18 protein-coding genes and 1 tRNA gene are annotated in these 20071 nt (G+C 55.0%); 15 read left to right on the forward strand and 4 right to left on the reverse strand.

Annotated elements, in window-relative coordinates:
* The first annotated feature begins 116 nt into the window (after positions 1 to 116).
* Entirely contained in the window at positions 117 to 944 is an 828-nt protein-coding gene (locus tag Q0V70_RS00005) for a Sir2 family NAD-dependent protein deacetylase (RefSeq protein ID WP_297587765.1), read from the forward strand.
* A 22-nt stretch (positions 945 to 966) separates the two neighbouring features.
* Here Q0V70_RS00005 and Q0V70_RS00010 read toward each other — a convergent pair whose 3' ends face one another.
* Positions 967 to 1704, reverse strand: a complete 738-nt coding sequence (locus Q0V70_RS00010) for a glycerophosphoryl diester phosphodiesterase (protein ID WP_297586987.1) — start codon at positions 1702 to 1704, stop codon at positions 967 to 969.
* Positions 1705 to 1726: 22 nt separating this feature from the next.
* Here Q0V70_RS00010 and amrS point away from each other — a divergent pair, with 22 nt between their 5' ends.
* Positions 1727 to 2779, forward strand: coding sequence for an AmmeMemoRadiSam system radical SAM enzyme (amrS, locus tag Q0V70_RS00015; RefSeq protein WP_297586990.1), 1053 nt, complete (start codon positions 1727 to 1729; stop codon positions 2777 to 2779).
* On the opposite strand, the gene rsmI is transcribed toward amrS, so the two are convergent.
* A complete protein-coding gene (rsmI, locus tag Q0V70_RS00020) occupies positions 2776 to 3642 on the reverse strand; it encodes a 16S rRNA (cytidine(1402)-2'-O)-methyltransferase (protein ID WP_366126469.1) in 867 nt (288 codons plus the stop codon). The two genes, amrS and rsmI, sit on opposite strands and share 4 nt — an antisense overlap.
* Before the next feature lie 134 nt (positions 3643 to 3776).
* Between rsmI and Q0V70_RS00025 the strand changes: the two genes are divergently transcribed.
* The 10 genes from Q0V70_RS00025 to Q0V70_RS00070 all read left to right on the forward strand — a co-directional run bounded on the left by Q0V70_RS00025 (position 3777) and on the right by Q0V70_RS00070 (position 15770).
* Complete coding sequence (locus Q0V70_RS00025) at positions 3777 to 5435, forward strand: phospholipid carrier-dependent glycosyltransferase (protein ID WP_366126471.1); 1659 nt, start codon at positions 3777 to 3779, stop codon at positions 5433 to 5435.
* A gap of 30 nt (positions 5436 to 5465) precedes the next feature.
* The gene (gene metG, locus Q0V70_RS00030; RefSeq protein WP_297586999.1) at positions 5466 to 7283 is read left to right on the forward strand and encodes a methionine--tRNA ligase; all 1818 of its coding nucleotides are present in this window, start codon (positions 5466 to 5468) and stop codon (positions 7281 to 7283) included.
* A 21-nt stretch (positions 7284 to 7304) separates the two neighbouring features.
* On the forward strand, positions 7305 to 8276 hold the full coding sequence (locus tag Q0V70_RS00035) for a TatD family hydrolase (protein WP_297587002.1): 972 nt from the start codon (positions 7305 to 7307) through the stop codon (positions 8274 to 8276).
* A gap of 129 nt (positions 8277 to 8405) precedes the next feature.
* Positions 8406 to 9578 (forward strand): resuscitation-promoting factor, encoded by a 1173-nt coding sequence (locus Q0V70_RS00040; RefSeq protein ID WP_297587004.1) that lies wholly within the window; start codon positions 8406 to 8408, stop codon positions 9576 to 9578.
* Positions 9579 to 9587: 9 nt separating this feature from the next.
* Positions 9588 to 10517 carry a 16S rRNA (adenine(1518)-N(6)/adenine(1519)-N(6))-dimethyltransferase RsmA gene (gene rsmA, locus Q0V70_RS00045; protein WP_297587007.1) on the forward strand — a complete coding sequence of 310 codons (930 nt, stop codon included), beginning with the start codon at positions 9588 to 9590 and terminating at the stop codon, positions 10515 to 10517.
* Positions 10514 to 11485, forward strand: a complete 972-nt coding sequence (ispE, locus tag Q0V70_RS00050; protein WP_297587010.1) for a 4-(cytidine 5'-diphospho)-2-C-methyl-D-erythritol kinase — start codon at positions 10514 to 10516, stop codon at positions 11483 to 11485. The genes rsmA and ispE overlap by 4 nt, the downstream gene beginning before the upstream one ends.
* A 99-nt stretch (positions 11486 to 11584) precedes the next feature.
* Entirely contained in the window at positions 11585 to 12730 is a 1146-nt protein-coding gene (locus Q0V70_RS00055) for an ABC transporter substrate-binding protein (RefSeq protein ID WP_297587012.1), read from the forward strand.
* Positions 12731 to 12788: 58 nt separating this feature from the next.
* Positions 12789 to 13724 carry an ABC transporter permease subunit gene (locus Q0V70_RS00060; RefSeq protein ID WP_297587014.1) on the forward strand — a complete coding sequence of 312 codons (936 nt, stop codon included), beginning with the start codon at positions 12789 to 12791 and terminating at the stop codon, positions 13722 to 13724.
* Positions 13715 to 14635: an ABC transporter permease gene (locus tag Q0V70_RS00065; protein WP_297587017.1), complete on the forward strand. Its 921-nt coding sequence runs from the start codon at positions 13715 to 13717 to the stop codon at positions 14633 to 14635. The genes Q0V70_RS00060 and Q0V70_RS00065 overlap by 10 nt, the downstream gene beginning before the upstream one ends.
* Positions 14625 to 15770: an ABC transporter ATP-binding protein gene (locus tag Q0V70_RS00070; RefSeq protein ID WP_297587020.1), complete on the forward strand. Its 1146-nt coding sequence runs from the start codon at positions 14625 to 14627 to the stop codon at positions 15768 to 15770. The genes Q0V70_RS00065 and Q0V70_RS00070 overlap by 11 nt, the downstream gene beginning before the upstream one ends.
* On the opposite strand, the gene Q0V70_RS00075 is transcribed toward Q0V70_RS00070, so the two are convergent.
* The gene (locus tag Q0V70_RS00075) at positions 15767 to 16288 is read right to left on the reverse strand and encodes a MarR family winged helix-turn-helix transcriptional regulator (protein WP_297587022.1); all 522 of its coding nucleotides are present in this window, start codon (positions 16286 to 16288) and stop codon (positions 15767 to 15769) included. The genes Q0V70_RS00070 and Q0V70_RS00075 overlap by 4 nt on opposite strands.
* A 267-nt stretch (positions 16289 to 16555) precedes the next feature.
* On the opposite strand from Q0V70_RS00075, the gene Q0V70_RS00080 reads away from it, so the two are divergent.
* The 3 genes from Q0V70_RS00080 (at position 16556) to Q0V70_RS00090 (ending at position 19187) form a co-directional block, all read left to right on the forward strand.
* Positions 16556 to 16626 (forward strand) — tRNA-Gln (locus Q0V70_RS00080).
* 42 nt (positions 16627 to 16668) lie between these two features.
* Positions 16669 to 18132 (forward strand): bifunctional UDP-N-acetylglucosamine diphosphorylase/glucosamine-1-phosphate N-acetyltransferase GlmU, encoded by a 1464-nt coding sequence (gene glmU / locus Q0V70_RS00085; RefSeq protein WP_297587025.1) that lies wholly within the window; start codon positions 16669 to 16671, stop codon positions 18130 to 18132.
* 83 nt (positions 18133 to 18215) lie between these two features.
* The gene (locus tag Q0V70_RS00090) at positions 18216 to 19187 is read left to right on the forward strand and encodes a ribose-phosphate diphosphokinase (protein WP_296179621.1); all 972 of its coding nucleotides are present in this window, start codon (positions 18216 to 18218) and stop codon (positions 19185 to 19187) included.
* A 23-nt stretch (positions 19188 to 19210) separates the two neighbouring features.
* On the opposite strand, the gene Q0V70_RS00095 is transcribed toward Q0V70_RS00090, so the two are convergent.
* Positions 19211 to 19960, reverse strand: coding sequence for an NADPH-dependent oxidoreductase (locus tag Q0V70_RS00095; RefSeq protein WP_297587028.1), 750 nt, complete (start codon positions 19958 to 19960; stop codon positions 19211 to 19213).
* Between the last annotated feature and the right edge of the window lie 111 nt (positions 19961 to 20071).

A 20071-nucleotide genomic window follows, 5' to 3' on the forward strand; every position in this document is an offset into this window, starting at 1 on the left:
GGGGGGCGAAACCCATTTAAACACCCACCCCAACTAGAGAACCCCACCAACCCGGCTTCGGAGCGAGCTGCTCGGCGTAGGATGGAAACGTGAGCAACCTCGACAATCTTGATGAAATGACACGTCAACAGCTGGAAACTTTGGCGGGATGGATGAGAGGGAAAAAGACCGTGCTGGTCACGGGGGCGGGCATGTCCACCGACACCGGCATTCCTGATTATCGCGGTAAAGGCAACACCGAGATTCCCTCGGTGGAATACGACCAGTTTGTGAGTGACCCGGTGTGGCAGCGCTGGGTCTGGGCTCGCAACCACCAGACTTGGCAAACCATGTTGTCCCTTGACCCTGCTCCTGCACATCTAGCGCAAGCGAGACTGGAACGTGCCGGGCTGCTGACCGGCATCGCTACCCAAAACGTTGACGGCCTAGACCTGAAAGCTGGATGCCAGGAAGTCTATGAGATGCACGGTTCTTTCGTGCGCGTGGAATGCGTGGATTGTGGGGAAGTGACCGACAGGCAGGCGCTGCATGAACGACTCACCGAAGCAAACCCGGATTATCCACTTGACCTGGATCCCGCACACGTCGCTATTCTGGCGGTGGCGGACCGGAAAGCCGCTGAGGCCTGCACGTTCAAAACCGTGCCTTGTGAGCGTTGCGGCGGATTGCTGAAACCGGCTGTCGTGTTTTTTGGGCAGTTACTTCCCGCAGATGTGATGTCCCAGGCATATGCAGCTGCGGCAAAGGCAGACGTAGTGGTGGTAGTCGGTTCTTCGCTGGTAGTGGGGACGGCGACTTATGTGATGCAGGCCGGATTAGCAAAAGGAGCTCCGTTGGTCATCATCAATCGGGGGCGCACCATGTACGACCGGGCGGCGGACCTGCGTATCGAAGGCGGAGCTTCCCAATGCTTGACCGCTTTGGCGGATTTACTGGGAGCCTGACGGAAGGGTAACTCAGGGTCACTCAGTGGTCCAAAGCTGCGCGCATCTCATCAGCTATATCAGTAAAAATTCCATCGACTCCCCAACTGGCGAGTTCACGAGCGCGGGAAGGATCGTTGACGGTCCAAACGTTTATCTGTAGCCCCGCGTCCTTGAGACGCCGAGTTATTTCGGCGGTGAGTCCGCTGTCCTCGGGATGAATCGCCGTGGCGCCGACCTGTTCGCAGCGGCTAATCGCGTCATACCACAGACACTCTTTAGTAAATAAGCAGGCCAGCTGTAGATCGGGACGTTGCTGGTGAATCTGGTACAGAAATACGTGATTGAACGAGCTGATGAACAAATCTTCAGGCTGTACGTCCCGGATTTCGCGTAAAACAGTGTCAATCAACAGACGAGACATCGCACCGCCAGCCTCGTTAGATTTCACTTCCAGATTGCACTTCATATGGGTTTCTCTGAGGAACGCCAATAGGTCGGTGAGGAGGGGAATTCTTTCGTGGTGGTAACTGATGCCGTCACCGAATTTTGCTCCCGCAGAAATCTCACCGAGGTCCGAGAACTTCAGGTCATACATTGAACCGCTGTGGTCTGTGGTGCGGTCCAACGTGGAATCGTGCAGGATAACAGCGGTGCCGTCTCCCAGAATATCGACGTCAGTTTCTATCCATTCCACACCGGCTTCGTGAGCCAGTCGGAAGGCGGTCATCGTGTTTTCCGGTGCTTTCCGGTTCAGACCTCGGTGCGCAAAAATTTTCATGGTTTCAGTCTAAGGTTGATTTATGGACGATGGGTCTGAAACTACTGACACGAAAAGTCGAGACCGAGTCGCAAAGTGGTGGACTTTGCGTGAGGACGGCCGAATTCGCTGCAACTTATGCCCCCGTGCCTGTACGTTGCGCGATGGACAAAGAGGATTTTGCTATACCCGGATGGCTCAAGGTCAGAAAATGGTGTTGGATACCTACGGGCGCTGTTCCGGTTTGGGGCTCGATCCCATCGAAAAAAAGCCGCTGTACCATTTCCTGCCAGGTTCTCAAGTGCTGTCCTTCGGAACGGCAGGATGTAACCTGAACTGCCGGTTTTGCCAAAACTGGGACATCTCCAAAGCCCGGGAAAACGACCGTTTAACCACGGCTGTCAGTCCTGGGGAAATCGCGGATTTGGCGGTGCACTACGGGGCACAATCGGTCGCTTTCACCTACAACGATCCCACGATTTTTGCCGAATACGCCATAGATACCGCCAGGGCCTGCCACGTCGAGAAGCTGCGGACAGTAGCGGTGAGCGCCGGGTATATCAGTGCCGAGCCACGGCGGGAGATGTATGCGGAAATGGATGGGGCGAACCTCGATCTAAAGGGGTTTACTGAAGATTTCTATTGGCATTTGACCGGCGCTCATTTGCACGACGTGTTGGAAACTATCGCTTATGTATGCAACGAAACCGAGTGCTGGGTGGAACTGACCACGCTGTTAATCCCTGGTCACAATGATTATGACGAGGAAATTCAAAAGCTTTCGAAGTGGATAGTAGACAATGTTGGACCGGACGTTCCACTGCATTTCTCGGCTTTCCATCCCGACTGGAAGATGCGCGATGTGCCGCGAACCCCGGCAATAACACTGCAACGAGCGCGGGAAATTGCGCGAAGCGAAGGAGTCCGGTTTGTCTATATCGGCAACATACGCGACCGTGAGGGGGGAACCACGTTTTGTCCCGGGTGCGGAACTGCACTCATCGTGCGGGACTGGTTTGATGTTTGCGAAAACACGGTTGGAGAGTCGGGACAATGTCCCCGCTGCGCAGCCGTCATACCCGGAGTCTGGGCTTAGTCGCGTTTCCCCTCAAGATATGAGGAAAAAAGTTCATTAGCGGAACCCCCGAACCAGGTCGCAATGAGCTTGGCCGCCGCTTTCGCCTTCACCCCTTGGTGTACCAGCTGTTCCATTTTCTCGAGGTGCTGTGTCGGGGGTTCAGCCTGGCCCCCGGCGGGTGCCCCTTGGACGACGATAACGATTTCGCCTAAAACCTCGGGGCGTGAGCACAACTCGGAATGCACAGTTTCCAAGGTGCCCCTGATGAATTCTTCATGAGTTTTCGTCAGTTCTCGCGCTAGTGCAGCTGGCCGATTGGGGCCGAAAACCTGGACCATAGCGTCCAGCGTCTCGATGGTCCGGCGGGGCGACTCCAAGAAAATCAGGGACTCGCTGCGAGCCGCAAGAGATTGTAACGTCTGGTACAAAGCGGTGGCTTTGCGTGGTAAGAATCCCACGAAGGTGAAAGAATCCGTAGGCAAACCCGAACCCACTAAAGCTAGGAGCGGAGCGGAAGGCCCGGGGAGAACCGTAAACGGTATTCCAGCCTTTGCGGCAGCTTGGCTCAGGCGAAACCCGGGGTCTGAAATTCCCGGCATTCCCGCATCTGAAACCTGCAGAACCCGTTTACCATCGCGGGCTAGGCTCAACAATTCCGGGGTTATCGCCGCTTCATTATGCTCATGGTAAGCCAATAGGCGGGCGGATATTTCGGCTCCCAGGCGGCGAGTTAAGTCGCGGGTCCGACGGGTATCTTCACAAGCCACAATGTCAGCGGTGCGAAGCGCCTCGCGTAGACGGGGTGAGCTATCGCCGACATTTCCGATTGGAGTTCCGGCCAAAACCAGGTTTACTTCCTCAAACACCGGGGGATAATCCATGCTCACCATTCCATTCTTCCATTAAACTTGAGGGCGTGAATATCCCACCTCGACCCGCACCCACGGAGTACCGAAACGCTCCCGCATCCGGCCTGGCCCTGCTGCTGCGTCCGGGGAGGAACCGACCGGCCTTCTTGGGTCGTGCTTTCCGAGCTCGGCCCCAACGCGGGGAGCGGGAATACCTCTGGGGTTGGCTGGGACCCCTGGTGGTGGCTCTTCTGGTGTTTTTGACTCGAGTGGTACGTCTGGGCGCAATCAAAACCCTGGTTTTTGACGAAACCTATTATGTCAAAGACGCCTACGGCCTGATTAAGCGCGGCTACGAAGTGCAGTGGCCCAAAGATTACGATGCCACCTTTATCACCGGGAACTTCAAAACTCCGCTGGAAGGTTCATTCGTGGTCCATCCCACCGTGGGAAAGTGGCTGATTGGACTGGGAATTAAGCTGTTCGGCAATCAACCTTTTGGGTGGCGCATCGCGGTCTGCGTGGCGGGCGCGGTGGCGGTCTACCTGGTGGGGCGCATCGTTTGGGAGCTGTTTGGTAACGCCAAAATGGCCACTCTCGCCTCCGTTCTGATGGGTTTAGACGGAGTACAAATTGCTCTGTCCCGCACCGCTATCCTCGACATTATCCTGGAAATGTTTATCCTTCTGGGGGTGCTGTGCGTCGTTCGCGATCAACTCAGCTACCGTCCCCGACTCATTGCTGCCCTCCAAGACATCGATGCGGCCAGACACACTGAACAGTTGCGTCGACGGCCGCGGGACACTGCGGGAGCAAAAACTTCGCCCGGTAGCAAGCGCCGGACATCCAGCTCTGGAATCGCCCCGGACTTTTCTCGCTTTGCGCTGTCTTGGGGGCCGAGCTACTGGTGGCGGCCGTGGCTTTTCGTGGCGGGCATAGCCTTCGGGTTGGCCATGAGTGTGAAATGGTCGGGGCTCTATGTCGTGGCGGTCTTTGGGATTTTCGTATTTATCAGAGAGCTATCCGCCAGGTGGCGCACTGAACCGCGATGGATTGGGTCGTCTGTCCTGACCGGAGGGATTCCTGCTTTCGTGAACCTGGTGCCGATTGCCTTCCTAACCTACGTAATTTCTTGGATGGGATGGTTTACCCATTCTCAAGCGTGGGGTCACACCAATCGCGGTTTGGTAGCGGATTGGCTCGATTATCATCGCCAAATTTTCATTTTCCATACCAACCTAGACGCCACCCACCCCTACATGGCTAACCCGTGGGGCTGGCTTTTGCAGCTGCGTCCCACCTCGTTTTATTACGAAGAAGTGCCGGGAGACTGTGGATCCGGCAGATGCATTGAGGCGGTCAACTCTTTGGGTAACCCGGTGCTATGGTGGGTCGGATTTGTGGCGTTCTTCCTGATTATTGTGGCGGCTTTCGGGTTCCTCGACTGGCGTGCGGGGCTGATTTTTGCTGGTTATATGGCCACTTGGCTGCCTTGGTTGGTGTATTCAAATCGGACCATATTCACCTTTTACACGGTGGTTATCTCTCCTTTCATGATTATGGCTGTGGTGTACCTGTTGGGTTTGCTGATGGGGGCTTGGCGGATCACCAAAGACCAAAATTGGACCGGTCGATACAATCTGGTGCCAGATTCTAGTCAGGTTTCATCAGGCGAGTTCATCACTGCCCTGGTGATTGTGGTGTTTATTTCCTTGGCAGCAGTGTTCTTTTTCCCTATCTGGACTGGTATGCCTATTCCCGAAGACCACTATGGGTGGCGGATGTGGCTCAATAATCCCAACATGAAGTGGGCGTATTGGATCTGAGGAACTTACCGGCGGCGTTAGGATAGAGTCATGACTCATATACTTTCTGCCGTCGCTTGGCCCTATGCTAATGGCCCGCGTCACATTGGACACGTTGCTGGTTTCGGAATCCCCTCAGACGTTTTTTCCCGCTATATGCGGATGCGTGGTCACGATGTCCTGATGGTGTCCGGTACAGACGAACACGGCACGCCAATCTTGGTTGCAGCCGAGGCTGCCGGGCTGACCCCGCGGGAATTGGCGGACAAGAACAATCGGGCTATTGTCGAGGACTTGTGTCAGCTGGGTCTGTCTTACGATTTGTTTACTCGCACCACCACGGGCAATCACTACGAGACTGTTCGTGCCATGTTCAAAGTGGTACGAGATAACGGCTATATGAAGGTGCAGACTACCCGGGGCGCGATTTCTCCTTCCACTGGTCGAACCCTTCCCGATCGCTATATTGAGGGAACTTGCCCCATTTGCGGGGCGGAAGGAGCTCGCGGGGATCAGTGCGATGCCTGCGGCAACCAGCTCGATCCCACCGACCTGATTCGCCCGCGTTCCAAGATTAACGGCGAGACTCCGGAATTCGTTGAGACCGACCACTATTTCTTGGATTTACCGGCTCTCGCCCAAGCCTTGAACGAGTGGCTCGATGACCGGGAAAAGAATGGCAATTGGCGGCCCAACGTCATCAAGTTCTCCAAGAACTTCTTAAAAGACATTAAACCGCGAGCTATGACTCGTGACATTGACTGGGGTATCCCCATTCCCGGATGGGAGGATCAGCCTAAGCGTCTCTATGTCTGGTTTGACGCGGTAATCGGTTACCTCTCGGCTTCCATTGAGTGGGCACGTCGTTTTGGTAAGTCCCCGGAAGATTGGCGGCAGTGGTGGAATGACCCCGAGGCCCTGTCGTACTACTTTATGGGCAAGGACAATATCGTGTTTCACTCCCAGATTTGGCCCGCCGAAATGCTGGGTTACAACGGGCGCGGAGACTTGGGCGGTCAACCTGGGGACTTAGGAATTCTGAACCTGCCCACCGAGGTGGTTTCCTCAGAATTTTTGACTATGGAAGGCAAGAAGTTTGCTTCCTCGCGTGGAATTGTCATTTATGTGCGCGATATGCTGTCCCGCTACCAAGTTGATGCGTTGCGGTATTTTATTTCTGCGGCGGGACCGGAAAATCAGGATTCTGATTTTACTTGGAGCGAGTTCGTGCGGCGTACGAACTCTGAATTGGTGGCTGCTTGGGGTAACCTGGTAAACCGCACAGCGTCCATGATTTCAAAGAAATTTGGCGAGATTCCTCCGGCCGGTGATTTTACGGCTGAGGATCAGGAACTTTTAGATGCTGTCGGTGCCGGATTCGAAACGGTGGGTGGCCTCATCGAAAGCCATCACCAAAAGGCTGCTCTAGCGGAGATTATGCGTCTGGTGGGGGAGGCTAACCGTTACGTCGCCACCACTGAACCCTTCAAGCTAAAAGACGAGTCACAGCGGGAACGGCTAGGAACAATTCTGCACGTTCTAGCCCAGGTGGTGACGGATTTGAACCTGATGATGTCGCCATTCTTGCCGACTTCATCCAACGCCATCGACAAAGTCCTGGGTGGAGCCGGGAAGGTGGCGCCACTGCCGCGTATCGAGGAAGTCGTCGACTTGGATGTGAAAAACGAGGACGGGAGCGACCGCACTTACCCAATCATTACCGGAGATTATCGCCATGCACCGACGTGGGAGCGTCATCCGGTACAGGTGGGGCAAGCGGTGCCGAAACCGGCCCCGGTATTCCAGAAGCTAGACGAGTCTGTCGTTGAGGAAGAACACGAACGTTACGCGAATCTGCTGCATAAGTAATACGAAGTTGCGAGGACGCTGGTGAGTAAACGCAAGTCAAAGCCAAAGGTGTGGCCGCCCGTACCGGTGAGCGGCCAGCCTTTTGACGGCGGAGAAAGGCCGTTTGGTACTGGCAGATTGTTTGACAATCACACGCACCTACCTTTGCTGCCGGGGGACTATGTCAGCGATTCCTCTGGGGTGCGGCTCAGTGCAGAAGAACAAATGGAACGGGCGGTACAATCCGGAGTTCAACGTGTCGTCGTCTCTCTGTGCAGCCTTCCAGAAGTTCAGGTGCTGAGTGATGGCCGCGAACGCTTCTCCGGTTCCGCTTTTGAAATCGTGCGGTTTGCGGTGGCGGTTCACCCCAACGACGCCCCGCGTCACTTGGGGATTTTGGATACGGCACCGGATAACGTGGTACAAACGCGTGAACCCTGGCAGGAAACGCCCCTCGACGACGCTTTGGCGGCGGTGGAACGAGCAGCCCGTGATTTTCCCGAGGCAGTGGTAGCCATCGGAGAAACCGGCTTGGATTATTTTCGCACTGCCGAAACGGGCAAGGAAGCGCAAAAGCAAGCATTTGCAGCGCATATCGAGTTGGCGAAGGCTCTGGATCTGCCCCTGCAAATTCATGACCGTGACGCTCATCGGGATTGCGTAGCAATGCTGCTGCACTGTGGGGCGCCACGAAAAACGGTTTTTCATTGCTTTTCCGGAGACGCTGAGTTGGCCGAAACTTTGGCAGAAAATGGCTGGTATGCGTCTTTTGCGGGGAACGTTACCTACCATGCCAACCAAGGTATCCAAGCTGGAGCCCTCGCAATGCCGGCACATCTGCGCCTCATAGAAACGGATGCCCCGTATCTGACACCACAGCCCTATCGAGGCCAGCCCAACGCTTCTTATCTGATTGGACACACCGCGGACTTCTTGGCGGAACTGACTCAGGTCACGAGCGAGGAACTGCGAGAACAAACTTTTCGTAACGCCGCCGCGGTCTACGAGTTTTAGGATTTATGCAGGTCAGCTCCTTAATGTTAGAAAAGTTAAAATTGTGAAAGTAGTGGTTTTTGTCAACTAAAGGTGTACAATAGATAACGAGCTGGACAAAAATATAACGAATCGATAACATTTTTGTTGATGGAAGAGAACACTGCGATTATGAGCGTATCCCCCAAACGAGCCCCGCGTCACCTCAAAGCTAAGCCGGTTCGAGGTCCTCGAAAGTTTTTTGCACCCCTCGTTGGTGCATTGGTTGCCACGTTGGTATTGGGTACGGGCATCGGCACTGCATTTGCGATGGCGCATAAAACCGCAACCGTGGTGGCAGACGGAAAAGTCCAAGAACTCGGGGGCTGGGGGGCAACCGTATCCGATTTACTGACTGAAAACGGCGTGAATTTCAGTGCTAAAGACTCCATCATCCCCGAACCTAAAACCGCCGTCAAGAACGGGATGAAGATTACTATCGAAAGCTCTCGGGGGCTAACCGTCATCGTTAATGACGTCAGGAAAGATGTAGACACGACCGAAAAATCGGCGAGCGCGGCGATTAAGGCTCTTTGGGAGGGGCAAGCGGTGCAATTTGTGGGCACCAGCGGCAAGGATTTACAAGGTATGCCCCTGGCTCTCTTTGCTCCTGGCGAGGTCTATCAGTTGGTTCACGATGGGGCTACCTCCCAGATGAAAGCCGCGAAGTCCGACATTACCCCAGAGGACATCCTCGCTCGCAACAAAGTGGAGCTGACTGGCTTGGATGTCGTCCAAGTGCTGTTTAATCCCGGTGCGGCGCCGATTGTGCAGGTGCAGCGCATCACGGAAGAAAACGTCACGACCAGCGAACCGATTCAGTTTGAAACCGAAACCACCAATGATGATTCAAAGTTCACTGACGAGAAGGTCGTGACACAAAAAGGCGTTGCCGGGGTAAAAGAAATCACCAAGAAGGTGCGCAGTATTGACGGTGTGGTTTCCTCCGAAGAAACCTTGAGCGAAAAAATCGTGACCCAACCGGTTAACGAAAAAGTTACGGTCGGCACCAAGAAACGTCCCGCCTCTCAACCTATCGCTGCGACCGGCGACGTCTGGAGCAAACTGGCATTTTGCGAAGCTGGCGGGCGTCCCGATACGAACACGGGCAATGGTTTTTACGGAATGTACCAGTTCACGCTACCGACTTGGCGATCTGTAGGGGGTTCTGGTTTGCCGTCTGAGGCTTCGGCGGAGGAACAGACTCACCGGGCTCAGATTCTGCAAGCGCGTTCCGGTTGGGGACAGTGGCCGGCGTGCTCCAGGAAGCTCGGTCTGCGCTAAAATTTCGAGGTGCTGTTGTTAGGTGCGCGCGACATCATTGAGCTTTGTGCTGCTCTAGAGGTGTCTCCGAGCAAGAAAAAGGGTCAGAATTTCGTTACCAATCCCGGAACTGTGCGGCGTATCGCGGCAGCAGCGGGAGTTACCCCAGGCGATACTGTGGTGGAAATTGGTCCGGGATTGGGCTCTTTGACCCTGGCTTTGTTGGAACAGGATTGCAAAGTCATCGCCATTGAGATTGATCCGCGCTTGGCTGCCGCCCTACCGGTGACAATGAGACAACACGGTGCGAATAGCGCAAACTTGTGCGTCATGACGCAAGACGCTCTCGAGATTAGCGGCGTATCCGACCTGGACCTCCCCGAGGGATGGGCTGTGCCGCGCCAGTTGGTCGCGAACCTGCCCTACAATGTGGCCACCCCCCTGCTGCTGCATTTTTTGGAAGTATTGCCAGGTCTGGAAGGTGCTCTGGTCATGGTGCAAGCTGAAGTGGCTGACCGTTGGGTGGCTGGAGTCGCTGACGCAGCGTACGGGGCGCCGAGCGTAAAACTGGCTTGGTGGGGCAGTGCTAAACGTGCTTTCAAAGTAGGGCGAAATGTGTTCTATCCGGCCCCGAATGTGGATTCAGCCGTGGTGGATTTTCAGCGTTTAGAGGTTCGTCAGCGACTCAAGGAGGACCTGAAACTGAGCGCAGCAGGCTTGACGGATGAGGCAATCGAAACGTTACGGAAGGAAGTGTTCGCGGCGGTAAACGCGGCTTTTTCACAGCGACGCAAGACCTTGCGGCAGTCTTTGGCTAAATACGCCGGTTCCCCTGATGCGGCCGCGGCTTTACTCGAGGCAGCTGGCGTAACGCCCGGATTACGCGCCGAACGCCTCAGTGTCACAGATTTCACGAAAATCGCGGCTGCAAAACTTTATGGAACGAGCGATACAAAATGAGTGGAGTGAGAATCCTTGAAAATGAACCGGGGCGACGTCTCAAAGTCTTTGCTCTTGGAAAGGTCAACCTGCTGCTCCGAGTGGGGGAGCGACCCCCGAACCAGCCCCGACACGAGATATTGACGGTATTTCAGGGCCTGGATCTTGGAGAGTGCTTGACTGTGAGGTCTCGTATTTCAGGCAAAACGGATGTGGTTCAGACTGTGTTGGCGCCGGGACTGACCGGACCGAAGAACCTGGACGGGCCGCAAAATCTGGCACTCAAAGCGATTCAGGCCTTGCGTGCAAACGGTGCCGAAGTGCCCCCCACCAGCATTAAGATTGAGAAAAATATTCCGGTGGCGGGAGGTATGGCTGGAGGGTCAGCCGATGCCGCCGGCGTGCTCTACGCGGCGAACGCGCTTTACCAACTGGGATTCACCCTCGCTGAGCTGCAGTCTCTGGGGGCGAAACTAGGTGCGGACGTGCCCTTCGGGTTAACCGGTGGAAATGCCTTGGGGCTCGGCTTCGGAGATAAAATGCTGAGTTTACCGGGCGGTACAAAATGTTATTGGGTCTTGGCGGTTTTCCCCCGGGGACTGTCCACCCCCAAAGTCTTTGGGGCCTTCGACCGGTTGATTCCTGATCCGCAACCGCTGCCCGCTACGCTCTCACCAGACTTTGTGGCTGCACTGGACGGGGACGTCGCCGAGCTGGCCGGATACCTCCACAACGATTTGCAGGCCGCTGCCCTCGGCATTTTCCCTGAACTATCACAAGTTATCGCCGCGGCAGAGCAGGCCGGAGCTTTGAAAGCCATAGTTTCAGGTTCTGGTCCGACCATCGCCGCTCTGTGCCCAGACGCGCCCTCCCAAGAAAACGTAGCGGCGAGGCTTGGCGCTCACCCTTTGGTAGCGCGAGTTTTCAGTGCTACCGGGCCGGCAAGAGGGGATACCCCAGACTCTGAATCCGCGAGTTTTAACCAGTGAAAAGGTAAACTTACCTAGTTTTAACAAATTAAGCAGGTAAGTCCTAACGCGAGTTTCCTAACCTAGAGACGCTAATAAAGTTTCAGGAAAGGAAAACCCTTGAACAAGACATTTTCTCTGATGGCAGGCACTGCAATCCTGGTCAGCGCCGCGTTAGGATTGACGGCTTGCGGTAGCAGCGCGGCAAATGCGGAAAGCGCCGCAGACAAGACGAAGTACCAGGCAGCCGTTTCCATCGATGATTTTGGCGGAATGGAAGGACTGGAAAAAGCAGCGAAGGCAGAAGGTCAGTTGAACCTCATCGCGTTGCCGCACGACTGGTCAAACTGGGGGGGAGTGATTGAGGCGTTCAAAAATAAATATCCCGAAATCACCGTAAACGAACAGAGCCCCAACGCGTCTTCGAAAGAAGAAATTGATGCCATTAAGACGAACGCCGGGACGGATAAAGCTCCGGACACCGTTGACGTTGGTTTAGCCGTAGCAGTGGATTCCACCCAGTATTTCGCGGCGTATGAAACTCAAGGGGCGGCACAAATCGATCCGAAACTTAAGAATAAAGACAAGCTCTTTACCCCTGATTACACCGGTGTGATGTCTCTGGGCTGGAATAAGACCAAGTACGGTGATGTCAAGTCCATCGAGGACTTGAAAGACCCGAAGTTTGCCGGCGTCGTCTCGCTCAACGGCAAACCCGCGGAAGCCGGGGCGGCATTCAATGGCTTTATTATGGCGAATCTGGCCAATGGTGGGGATTTGCAAAACCTCCAGCCGGGTCTGGATTTCTTTAAAGAACTCAAGAGCATCGGCAACTTGAACACCATTGATGTGACCTCGGCTACCATCGATTCCGGCCAGACCGCCGCGGTGTTCGACTGGTCTTATAACCAAATTTCGACTCGTGACCGCTTAAAGGGTCAGGGAGTTGATTGGAGCGTCATCGTGTTCCCCGGCACCGAGGTCGGCAGTTACTACCAGCAGGCCATCAACAAGGAAGCTCCTCACCCGGCGGCCGCACGTTTGTGGCAGGAATTCCTTTACACTCCGGAAGCCCAGAACCTGTGGATGAAGGGTGGGGCAATGCCGGTGCTGATGGAACAGATGGAAAAGGACGGCACTATTGATGCCGAGGCTAAAGCCACCTTGATTGAAACCTCTCAACCTCCGTTGACTTACAGCCCAGATGATTCAGCTCGAATCACCAGTTGGTTGCAGCAGAACTGGGACAAGGCTATTGGCAACTAAGTCTTTTCAAGAAGATACACGGCCAGGGAGCTCGGATACCGATCCGGGCTCCCGGCTCGTGCCTACGAATCAGAAGTCAGAGGTCAACGAAGAGACTGACTGGCGCGGACAGTTACAAGCCGAGCCAAAGACCTGGTATCCCTCGTCAGCGCGGCGGCGCAAGTCCACGAACCTGGTCACAATCCCGTTTTTCCTCTATGTGGCGATATTCTTGCTCACGCCCACCGCTATCGTGATTTCGGGAGCTTTCACCAGCGCGCAAGGGGGATTCACTCTGAAAAACCTGGCTCGTTTGGGAGAACAGAACACCTTGGAATCCTTGGGTACCTCGGTTTTTGTTTCTATCGCATCGGCTCTGATTGGAGCCGTGGTAGGGGCACTGGCATGCTACGCCTTGGTGGCTCGTTCCAGCCAAACCGGTTTGCTGCGCCGCTTAATCAATGCTGTGTCTTCGGTATTGGCTCAGTTCGGCGGGGTCATGCTGGCGTTTGCCTTCATCGCTACTATCGGGATTAACGGTATCGGTACTCAGATTCTGTTTGCGACTACAGGAATTCAACTCAATCCTAACTGGTTGGCCTCTCTGCCGGGACTGGTATTGGTGTACTGCTACTTCCAGATTCCCCTGATGATTATCGTGTTTCTGCCGGCGATGGACTCGCTGCGTCCCCAGTGGAAGGAAGCAACCCTGAACTTGGGCGGCTCGACTTGGGATTATTGGTTCCGGGTGGCGGGACCGATTCTGTGGCCGCGATTCCTCGGCGCCTTTTTGCTGCTATTTTCCAACGCATTTTCCGCCTACGCGACCGCGGCAGCACTGTTTACGCAGCGCTCCATCCTGGTGCCACTGATGATTCAAAGCGCGCTGCGCAACGAGCAAGATGTCGGTCAAAACGGGTTCGCGCAGTCTCTCGCCCTGTTGATGGTAATCGTAGTGGCTGTGGTGATGACAGCTTATGCGCAACTGCAACAGAGGACGGCGAAATGGGAGTGAAACTCATGGATTCCGTAGATTCTAAGCCGGAGGATGCGTTGACTGTGCCCTCTCTCGAGGCTGCGCCTCAACGCACAAGCCGGAAGCGGCCTGCAGACGTAGGCGTAGCCATTTACCAGTGGGTCATCCTCGTCGCCGTACTGCTGTTTTTATTTATACCACTGTTAGGTATGTTAATTTTTTCGGTGCGGTTTCCGCTTACCGGGGCGTGGTCAGGCGGGGCTTGGCAGTCTATCTTTAGTTTGTCAGGAACCACCGCCTCCGGGGCGGATATGTCGATTTTGTGGAATGGCGTGCTAAATTCCTTGGGATTGAGCGTATTTACCGTGGTGCTGATGTTGGCGTTGCTGTTACCAACTATGCTGGCGCTAAAAATCCGACCTTCCAAGCTGTCTCGCATAGTGGAGTTTATCTGTCTGCTTCCCCTCGCGATTCCGGCCATTGTGCTGGTGGTGGGTTTAGGACCGATATACCGCTTTATTTCGATTAACGTGCTAAACACGGATCCAATCTGGCTGGCGTTTGCCTACACCATCTTGGCGCTGCCATTCGCGTATCGGGCGCTCGATGCCGGGTTCTCGACGATTCCGGTAAAGACTCTGGTTGAAGCCGCGCGTTCCCTAGGGGCGCCGTGGCCAACGGTCATGTTCAAAGTCATTATCCCCAACCTTCGTGGAGCCATTGGAGCCGCATCCTTCATCACGATTTCCGTGGTGCTGGGAGAGTTCACCATTGCATCGCTGTTGAACCGCAACAACCTGCAGGTCGCCATATTCCAGTTGGGGCAAGACGACTCTATGACCGCTACCGCACTGGCTCTGTTGACCATGGTGTTTGGCATCGTGGTGTTGATGATGTTGGAAATCGTGAGCTACGAATTGAAAAAGAAGAGAGAGAAAAATGCCAAATGAGGCTGTCGGTGCCGAGGTTGAACTTCGGGACCTTAACAAACAATACGGACACACCAAGGCTCTGGATCATTTCAACTGTGAATTCCACAGTGGAGAACTGGTCGTGCTGCTGGGACCCTCAGGATGCGGGAAAACGACCGCGTTGCGGGCTCTGACAGGCTTGATGCAGATTGATTCGGGCCAGATTGTGGTCAACGGGCGAGACATCACCCACACATCCGCAGCAAAGCGAAATATGGCCATGGTGTTTCAACAGTATTCCCTGTTTCCCAATATGACGGTGCGCCAGAACGTGGAGTTCGGTCTGACGGTACGCAAAGTCAACTCTAAACGTCGGGCTCGCCAGGCTATGGACGCCCTGGAGATGGTGGGTCTGGCTAACCAAGCTGATAAGTACACTCATCAAATGTCTGGAGGGCAGCAGCAGCGGGTGGCCCTGGCGCGAGCGTTGGTGTTGCGGCCCGCGGTGTTGGCTCTCGATGAGCCGCTCTCGGCTTTGGATGCCAAAGTGCGGGTGCAGTTGCGTGGAGAAATCCGCCGGCTTCAGCTGCAGTCCGGTTTGACAACTTTGTTCGTGACGCATGACCAGGAGGAGGCTTTGGCTGTGGCCGACCGGGTCGGTGTGATGAAAGACGGCAAGTTGCAACAAATCGCTGAGCCCTGGGAGCTATACAACGAACCCGCCAACGAATTTGTGGCGACTTTCATCGGTGAATCCAGCCGTATTCCCGCTGTGATACGGAATGGTTCGGCTTTCGTAGGAGACCAAGAAATTCCGATTCTGAAAGCCTCAACGAAACGCACCAACGGGGAGGCCACGATTTTGGTGCGTCCCGAATCTGTACAGCTGGAGATGGTGCAGCCACACGCCCCCCGATTAGCCAATCAAGGAGTGGTGAAAAACCTGACTTTCCTGGGATCGACCGCGAAAGTTGAGGTAGAGATGCCATCGGGAATCACGTTGACGGCTCAGATTACCCCTTCGGAATCCATGATGGTCACGAAGGGACAACGCGTGGCGCTGCGAATCGAGCCGAAATCTGTACTGGCTGTAGCTCCTGACGATGTTCCCCAGGCTGACCCTATCAAAGTGGTGACGCGGGTCGAGGAGAAACAACCCTCGCAGGTCTCCTAGCGTGACTGGGCGTCGAAAGGGAGGAGTACGGCTCGCAACAGGCGCGCCAATTCATTCACATCCGCTTCGGAAAGGTCGCCCAGCCAATCCCGTTCCGTAGCCATCAGCTTGGTTATCGCGGCATCGGCGTGCCTTTTTCCGTCCTCGGTGAGTTCCACCAGGATGGCACGGCGGTCCTCCGGGTGAGCGCAGCGGCGTACCAGTCCGCGTTCTTCCAGTCGATCGATGCGGTTCGTCATGGTTCCGGAGGACACCAGCGATTGCTGCATGAGTACGCCGGGCGTCAGGGAGAATGGTTCTCCTGCCCGGCGTAGGGCAGAAAGCACATCGAAAGCCCAGGGCTCCAAATCTACTGAGGAGAACGCCTCACGACGTGCCTGGTCAAGGTGGCGAGCCAGCCGAGAAACTCGGGAGAACACTGAAAGTGGAGTTAAATCGGCGCGGGGAAGCAGGGAACGCCAAGCCTTGAGAATGCCGTCGACTTCGTCGCCTTCAGGTAAAGCGGAGGGGAGAACCATAGCACCGTCCTATTAGGGAAAATTTTTTTAATAATACTCGAGGTCGAGATTCTTTGTCGCGGAGAAAAGCGCTGTGACTTAGTGAAATTTTCCGTGACGGTTACCGGCGGTCTGTTGCGGGGAGTGGCCGTAAAACTTCAAGGGAATCGCGGAACTGTGTCACGCTTGCAGATTATGGCCACACTAAGCCCCGGTTTCAACTTTCTAAAAAAGTTGAAAAATGGCAAAATGAACGGGCGCTGTTTTCGACTCCAGTCAGCGGCGCATTCCGCCCTGGTGTAATGGCAGCACAGAGGTTTTTGGTACCTTTAGTCTGGGTTCGAATCCTGGGGGCGGAACGTTTTGCTTTTTAGGGGCGGGCAAGGCGTTAGGATAGGAACATGACCAACGTCAGCACCATCGTAATCTTGGCGGCAGGCCAAGGCACCCGTATGAAGTCTAAGAAGGCCAAGGTCTTGCACTCTTTCGCAGGGCGCACCCTACTTTCTCACGCTATCCACACCGCTATGGAAATCGAACCGGAACGTATCGTGGTAGTGGTCCGTCACCAGGCTGATGCCGTAGCCGCCGAAGCTCTAGCAGTCAATCCCGACATTGCAATCGCTCACCAGGACGATGTGCCCGGTACCGGCCGGGCGGTGTGGTGTGCTTTACAAAAGCTCGAGGAACTGGGGGCTGCGACGGGAACCTTGGTGGTGACCTCCGCTGATGTGCCCCTGCTCGATTCCTCCACGATTCTGTCCCTGGCGGAAACTCGCGAGGACGAAGGGGCGGCCTTGTGCTTGCTGACTACCGAGATTTCCAATCCTTTCGGCTACGGGCGAATTCAGCGGGTGGCCGGACATGTCGCCGGCATCGTCGAGGAACGTGATGCAACCTATGCTCAAAAGCAAATCAAAGAAGTTAACGCGGGGATTTATGCTTTCGACGCCGAATTCTTAAATCGCTGCTTACCGACCCTGTCGACAAATAACGACCAAGGGGAGATTTATCTAACCGACACCATTAAGGCTGCCCGTCGGGAAGGATTAAAAGTTTCTTCGGTGTTGCTGGCTGACACGGCGCAAGCAGAAGGCTGCAACGACCGGGCTCAGTTGGCCGAGCTGCGAGCCGAATACAATCGCCGCCGCACTCGGTACTGGATGCTGCAGGGCGTCACCATTATCGATCCGACGACGACATGGATTGATGCCGATGTGACCATTGGTCAGGACACCACGATTTACCCCAATACGCAGCTGCGCCGCCACACCAGCATTGGCGAGGACTGCCGTATCGGACCGGACTCGACGCTTATCGATATGAAAGTCGGAGACGACGCGGAAGTCTTTCGGGTTCATGGCCTATCGTCCGAAATTGGCGCCCATTCCTATATCGGGCCTTTCACCTACCTACGTCCGGGAACCATCCTGTCGGAAAGTACGAAAGTCGGAGGCTTTTGCGAAACGAAAAACATTCAAGTCGGGCGAGGCACCAAGATTCCTCATCTGTCTTATGTGGGGGACGCCACTATCGGGGAAGGCACCAACATCGGCGCCGCCACCATCTTTGCAAACTACGATGGAGTACATAAGCACCACTCCAACGTTGGGTCGCACTGCCGAACGGGCGCGAATAACGTGTTCATTGCCCCGGTCAATATCGGAGACGGCGTTTATACCGGTGGAGGAACCATCGTGCGCCAAGATATCCCGGAGGGGAACTTGGCGGTCAACGACTTCCAGATGCGCCAAATTCCCGGCTGGGTCGCCCAGAATCGTCCCGAAACTATCGCCGCCATCGAGGCGATGCGGGCTAAACAAGCCGAAGGGAACTCCCCAGACAAACCAGACGGTACGAAATAGTCCCGGTGAATGAAAGGGAGGGCAACCACCCTTATGAAAACCTTTGCAACAACAGAAAAACTCCGATAAAAGAAGGAAAACAAATGGCAGAGTTGTTTGATACCCCGCGCAAGCGCCTGGTGATTGTGTCGGGTCGATCGCACCCCGAACTGGCTGAACAAGTCGCCAAAGAACTTGACGTGGAGGTGCTGCCGACGACGATTTACGACTTTGCCTCTGGCGAAATCTATGTGCGTTACAACGAGTCGGTCCGCGGCTGCGATGTGTTCTGTATCCAGTCCATTTCTGGCAATGTCTCTAAGTGGTTGATGGAGCACTTCATCATGATTGATGCCCTGAAGCGAGCCAGCTCCAAGCGCATCACCGTGGTCGCCCCGCTGTATCCCTATGCCCGTCAAGATAAGAAACACCAGGGGCGCGAACCGATTTCAGCGCGTTTGATTTCGGATTTGTACAAGACCGCCGGGGCGTCTCGTTTGATGAGCATCGATATGCACGCCTCGCAGGAACAGGGCTTCTTTACCGGCCCGGTGGATCACCTCCAGGCGATGCCAGTGCTGATTGACTATGTCCGCACCCGCGTGGATTTGAACAATGTAACCGTGGTGTCCCCGGATGCGGGCCGGATTCGCGTGGCTGAAAAGTGGGCGAACCGCCTGGGCGGATACCCTCTGGCTTTCGTGCACAAGACTCGCGATACCTCCCGTCCCAATGTGGCTGTCGCCAACCGCGTGGTGGGCGATGTTGAAGGACGCACCTGTGTGCTGGTTGATGACTTGATTGATACCGGCGGCACCATTGCGGAAGCCGTGGGGGTCTTGAAACACGCCGGGGCAAAGGATGTGCTGGTAGCGGCTACACACGCGGTGTTTTCTGATCCCGCGGCAAAGCGGCTGAGCGAATGCGGAGCTCGCGAGGTCATCGTTACGGATACGGTGCCGATTCCTCCGGATAAATGTTTCCCGCAACTGAAGGTTCTGCCGATTGCGCCGTTGCTGGCCCGGGCAATTCGCCAGGTCTTTGAGGAAGGCTCCGTGACCGCCCTGTTCGAATAAAACGGGCGTGAGTTCCCTGGAACCTAGGGGTGCATGAGGAATCCCTGAGACTCGATATCATCCAGGAGGGACGCGCGGCGGTTGCGTACCTTGCCGAGCTTCTGAAAGATTTGATTCGTAAACTTGTCCTCACGCCTGCCCTTATTGCGCAGGTCATAGTATTCGCGCATCTGCGCGTCGTAATCCTTGAGGGCTTCCAGGTAGGAATCCGGACGCACATATGTATCGGTCATGACCCGGAATTCTTTGGGCATCCGCGGTTTGAGCTGCGGTTCTTCGTTGGGATATCCCAAGGTGAGGCCCAGTACCGGGAAGGTGTAAGGAGGCAGCCCGATAGCCGTGACCACCGCCTTGGGGTCATTCAAAATATTGCCTAAAATATTGGCCCCCAACCCCAGCGACTCGGCTGCGACCACCACGTTTTGAACCATGAGAACCGCATCGGTAAAGGCTTCCTGGAATGTATCTATCGTGGCAGCCGATTGAGGAAACAAGCCCATTTCCTCCAGAATGGCTGCGCCCCGAGCTAAATCTGCAATAAACAGTAGATACTCCGGGGCGCGGGCAACATATGCTTGACCACCAATTTCAGCCATTTTTTCGCGTTTTACTTGATCCTTAATTCGAATAATTGAGGCATTTTGAATCCCGCGGGACGAAGGAGTGCGCATGGCTACGTCTATCAGAGTTTGGAAAGTGTCCTCGGGAATAGGATCCGATTTAAACTCACGAATAGTACGATGCTTGAGCTGGACATCGATGGTTTCATTCATAAATCTATTGTTTCACATTTAACCTTTAGGTATACCCAAATATAGAATCTGGCCAGATTACTATTTGACCGGCGAGAAACAGAGAAGGTGAGTGTTTTCACAAATTAGCAT

It is taken from the genome of uncultured Mobiluncus sp. (assembly GCF_947087965.1).
Taxonomy (GTDB): domain Bacteria; phylum Actinomycetota; class Actinomycetes; order Actinomycetales; family Actinomycetaceae; genus Mobiluncus.

Bases quoted from the DNA above. Each gene is read 5' to 3' on its own strand.
- Q0V70_RS00005 (WP_297587765.1), top strand. From the start codon at position 117: ATGACACGTCAACAGCTGGAAACTTTGGCGGGATGGATGAGAGGGAAA.
- Q0V70_RS00010 (WP_297586987.1), bottom strand. From the start codon at position 1,704: ATGAAAATTTTTGCGCACCGAGGTCTGAACCGGAAAGCACCGGAAAAC.
- amrS (WP_297586990.1), top strand. From the start codon at position 1,727: ATGGACGATGGGTCTGAAACTACTGACACGAAAAGTCGAGACCGAGTC.
- rsmI (WP_366126469.1), bottom strand. From the start codon at position 3,642: ATGGATTATCCCCCGGTGTTTGAGGAAGTAAACCTGGTTTTGGCCGGA.
- metG (WP_297586999.1), top strand. From the start codon at position 5,466: ATGACTCATATACTTTCTGCCGTCGCTTGGCCCTATGCTAATGGCCCG.
- Q0V70_RS00040 (WP_297587004.1), top strand. From the start codon at position 8,406: ATGGAAGAGAACACTGCGATTATGAGCGTATCCCCCAAACGAGCCCCG.
- ispE (WP_297587010.1), top strand. From the start codon at position 10,514: ATGAGTGGAGTGAGAATCCTTGAAAATGAACCGGGGCGACGTCTCAAA.
- Q0V70_RS00065 (WP_297587017.1), top strand. From the start codon at position 13,715: ATGGGAGTGAAACTCATGGATTCCGTAGATTCTAAGCCGGAGGATGCG.
- Q0V70_RS00070 (WP_297587020.1), top strand. From the start codon at position 14,625: ATGCCAAATGAGGCTGTCGGTGCCGAGGTTGAACTTCGGGACCTTAAC.
- Q0V70_RS00075 (WP_297587022.1), bottom strand. From the start codon at position 16,288: ATGGTTCTCCCCTCCGCTTTACCTGAAGGCGACGAAGTCGACGGCATT.
- glmU (WP_297587025.1), top strand. From the start codon at position 16,669: ATGACCAACGTCAGCACCATCGTAATCTTGGCGGCAGGCCAAGGCACC.
- Q0V70_RS00090 (WP_296179621.1), top strand. From the start codon at position 18,216: ATGGCAGAGTTGTTTGATACCCCGCGCAAGCGCCTGGTGATTGTGTCG.
- Q0V70_RS00095 (WP_297587028.1), bottom strand. From the start codon at position 19,960: ATGAATGAAACCATCGATGTCCAGCTCAAGCATCGTACTATTCGTGAG.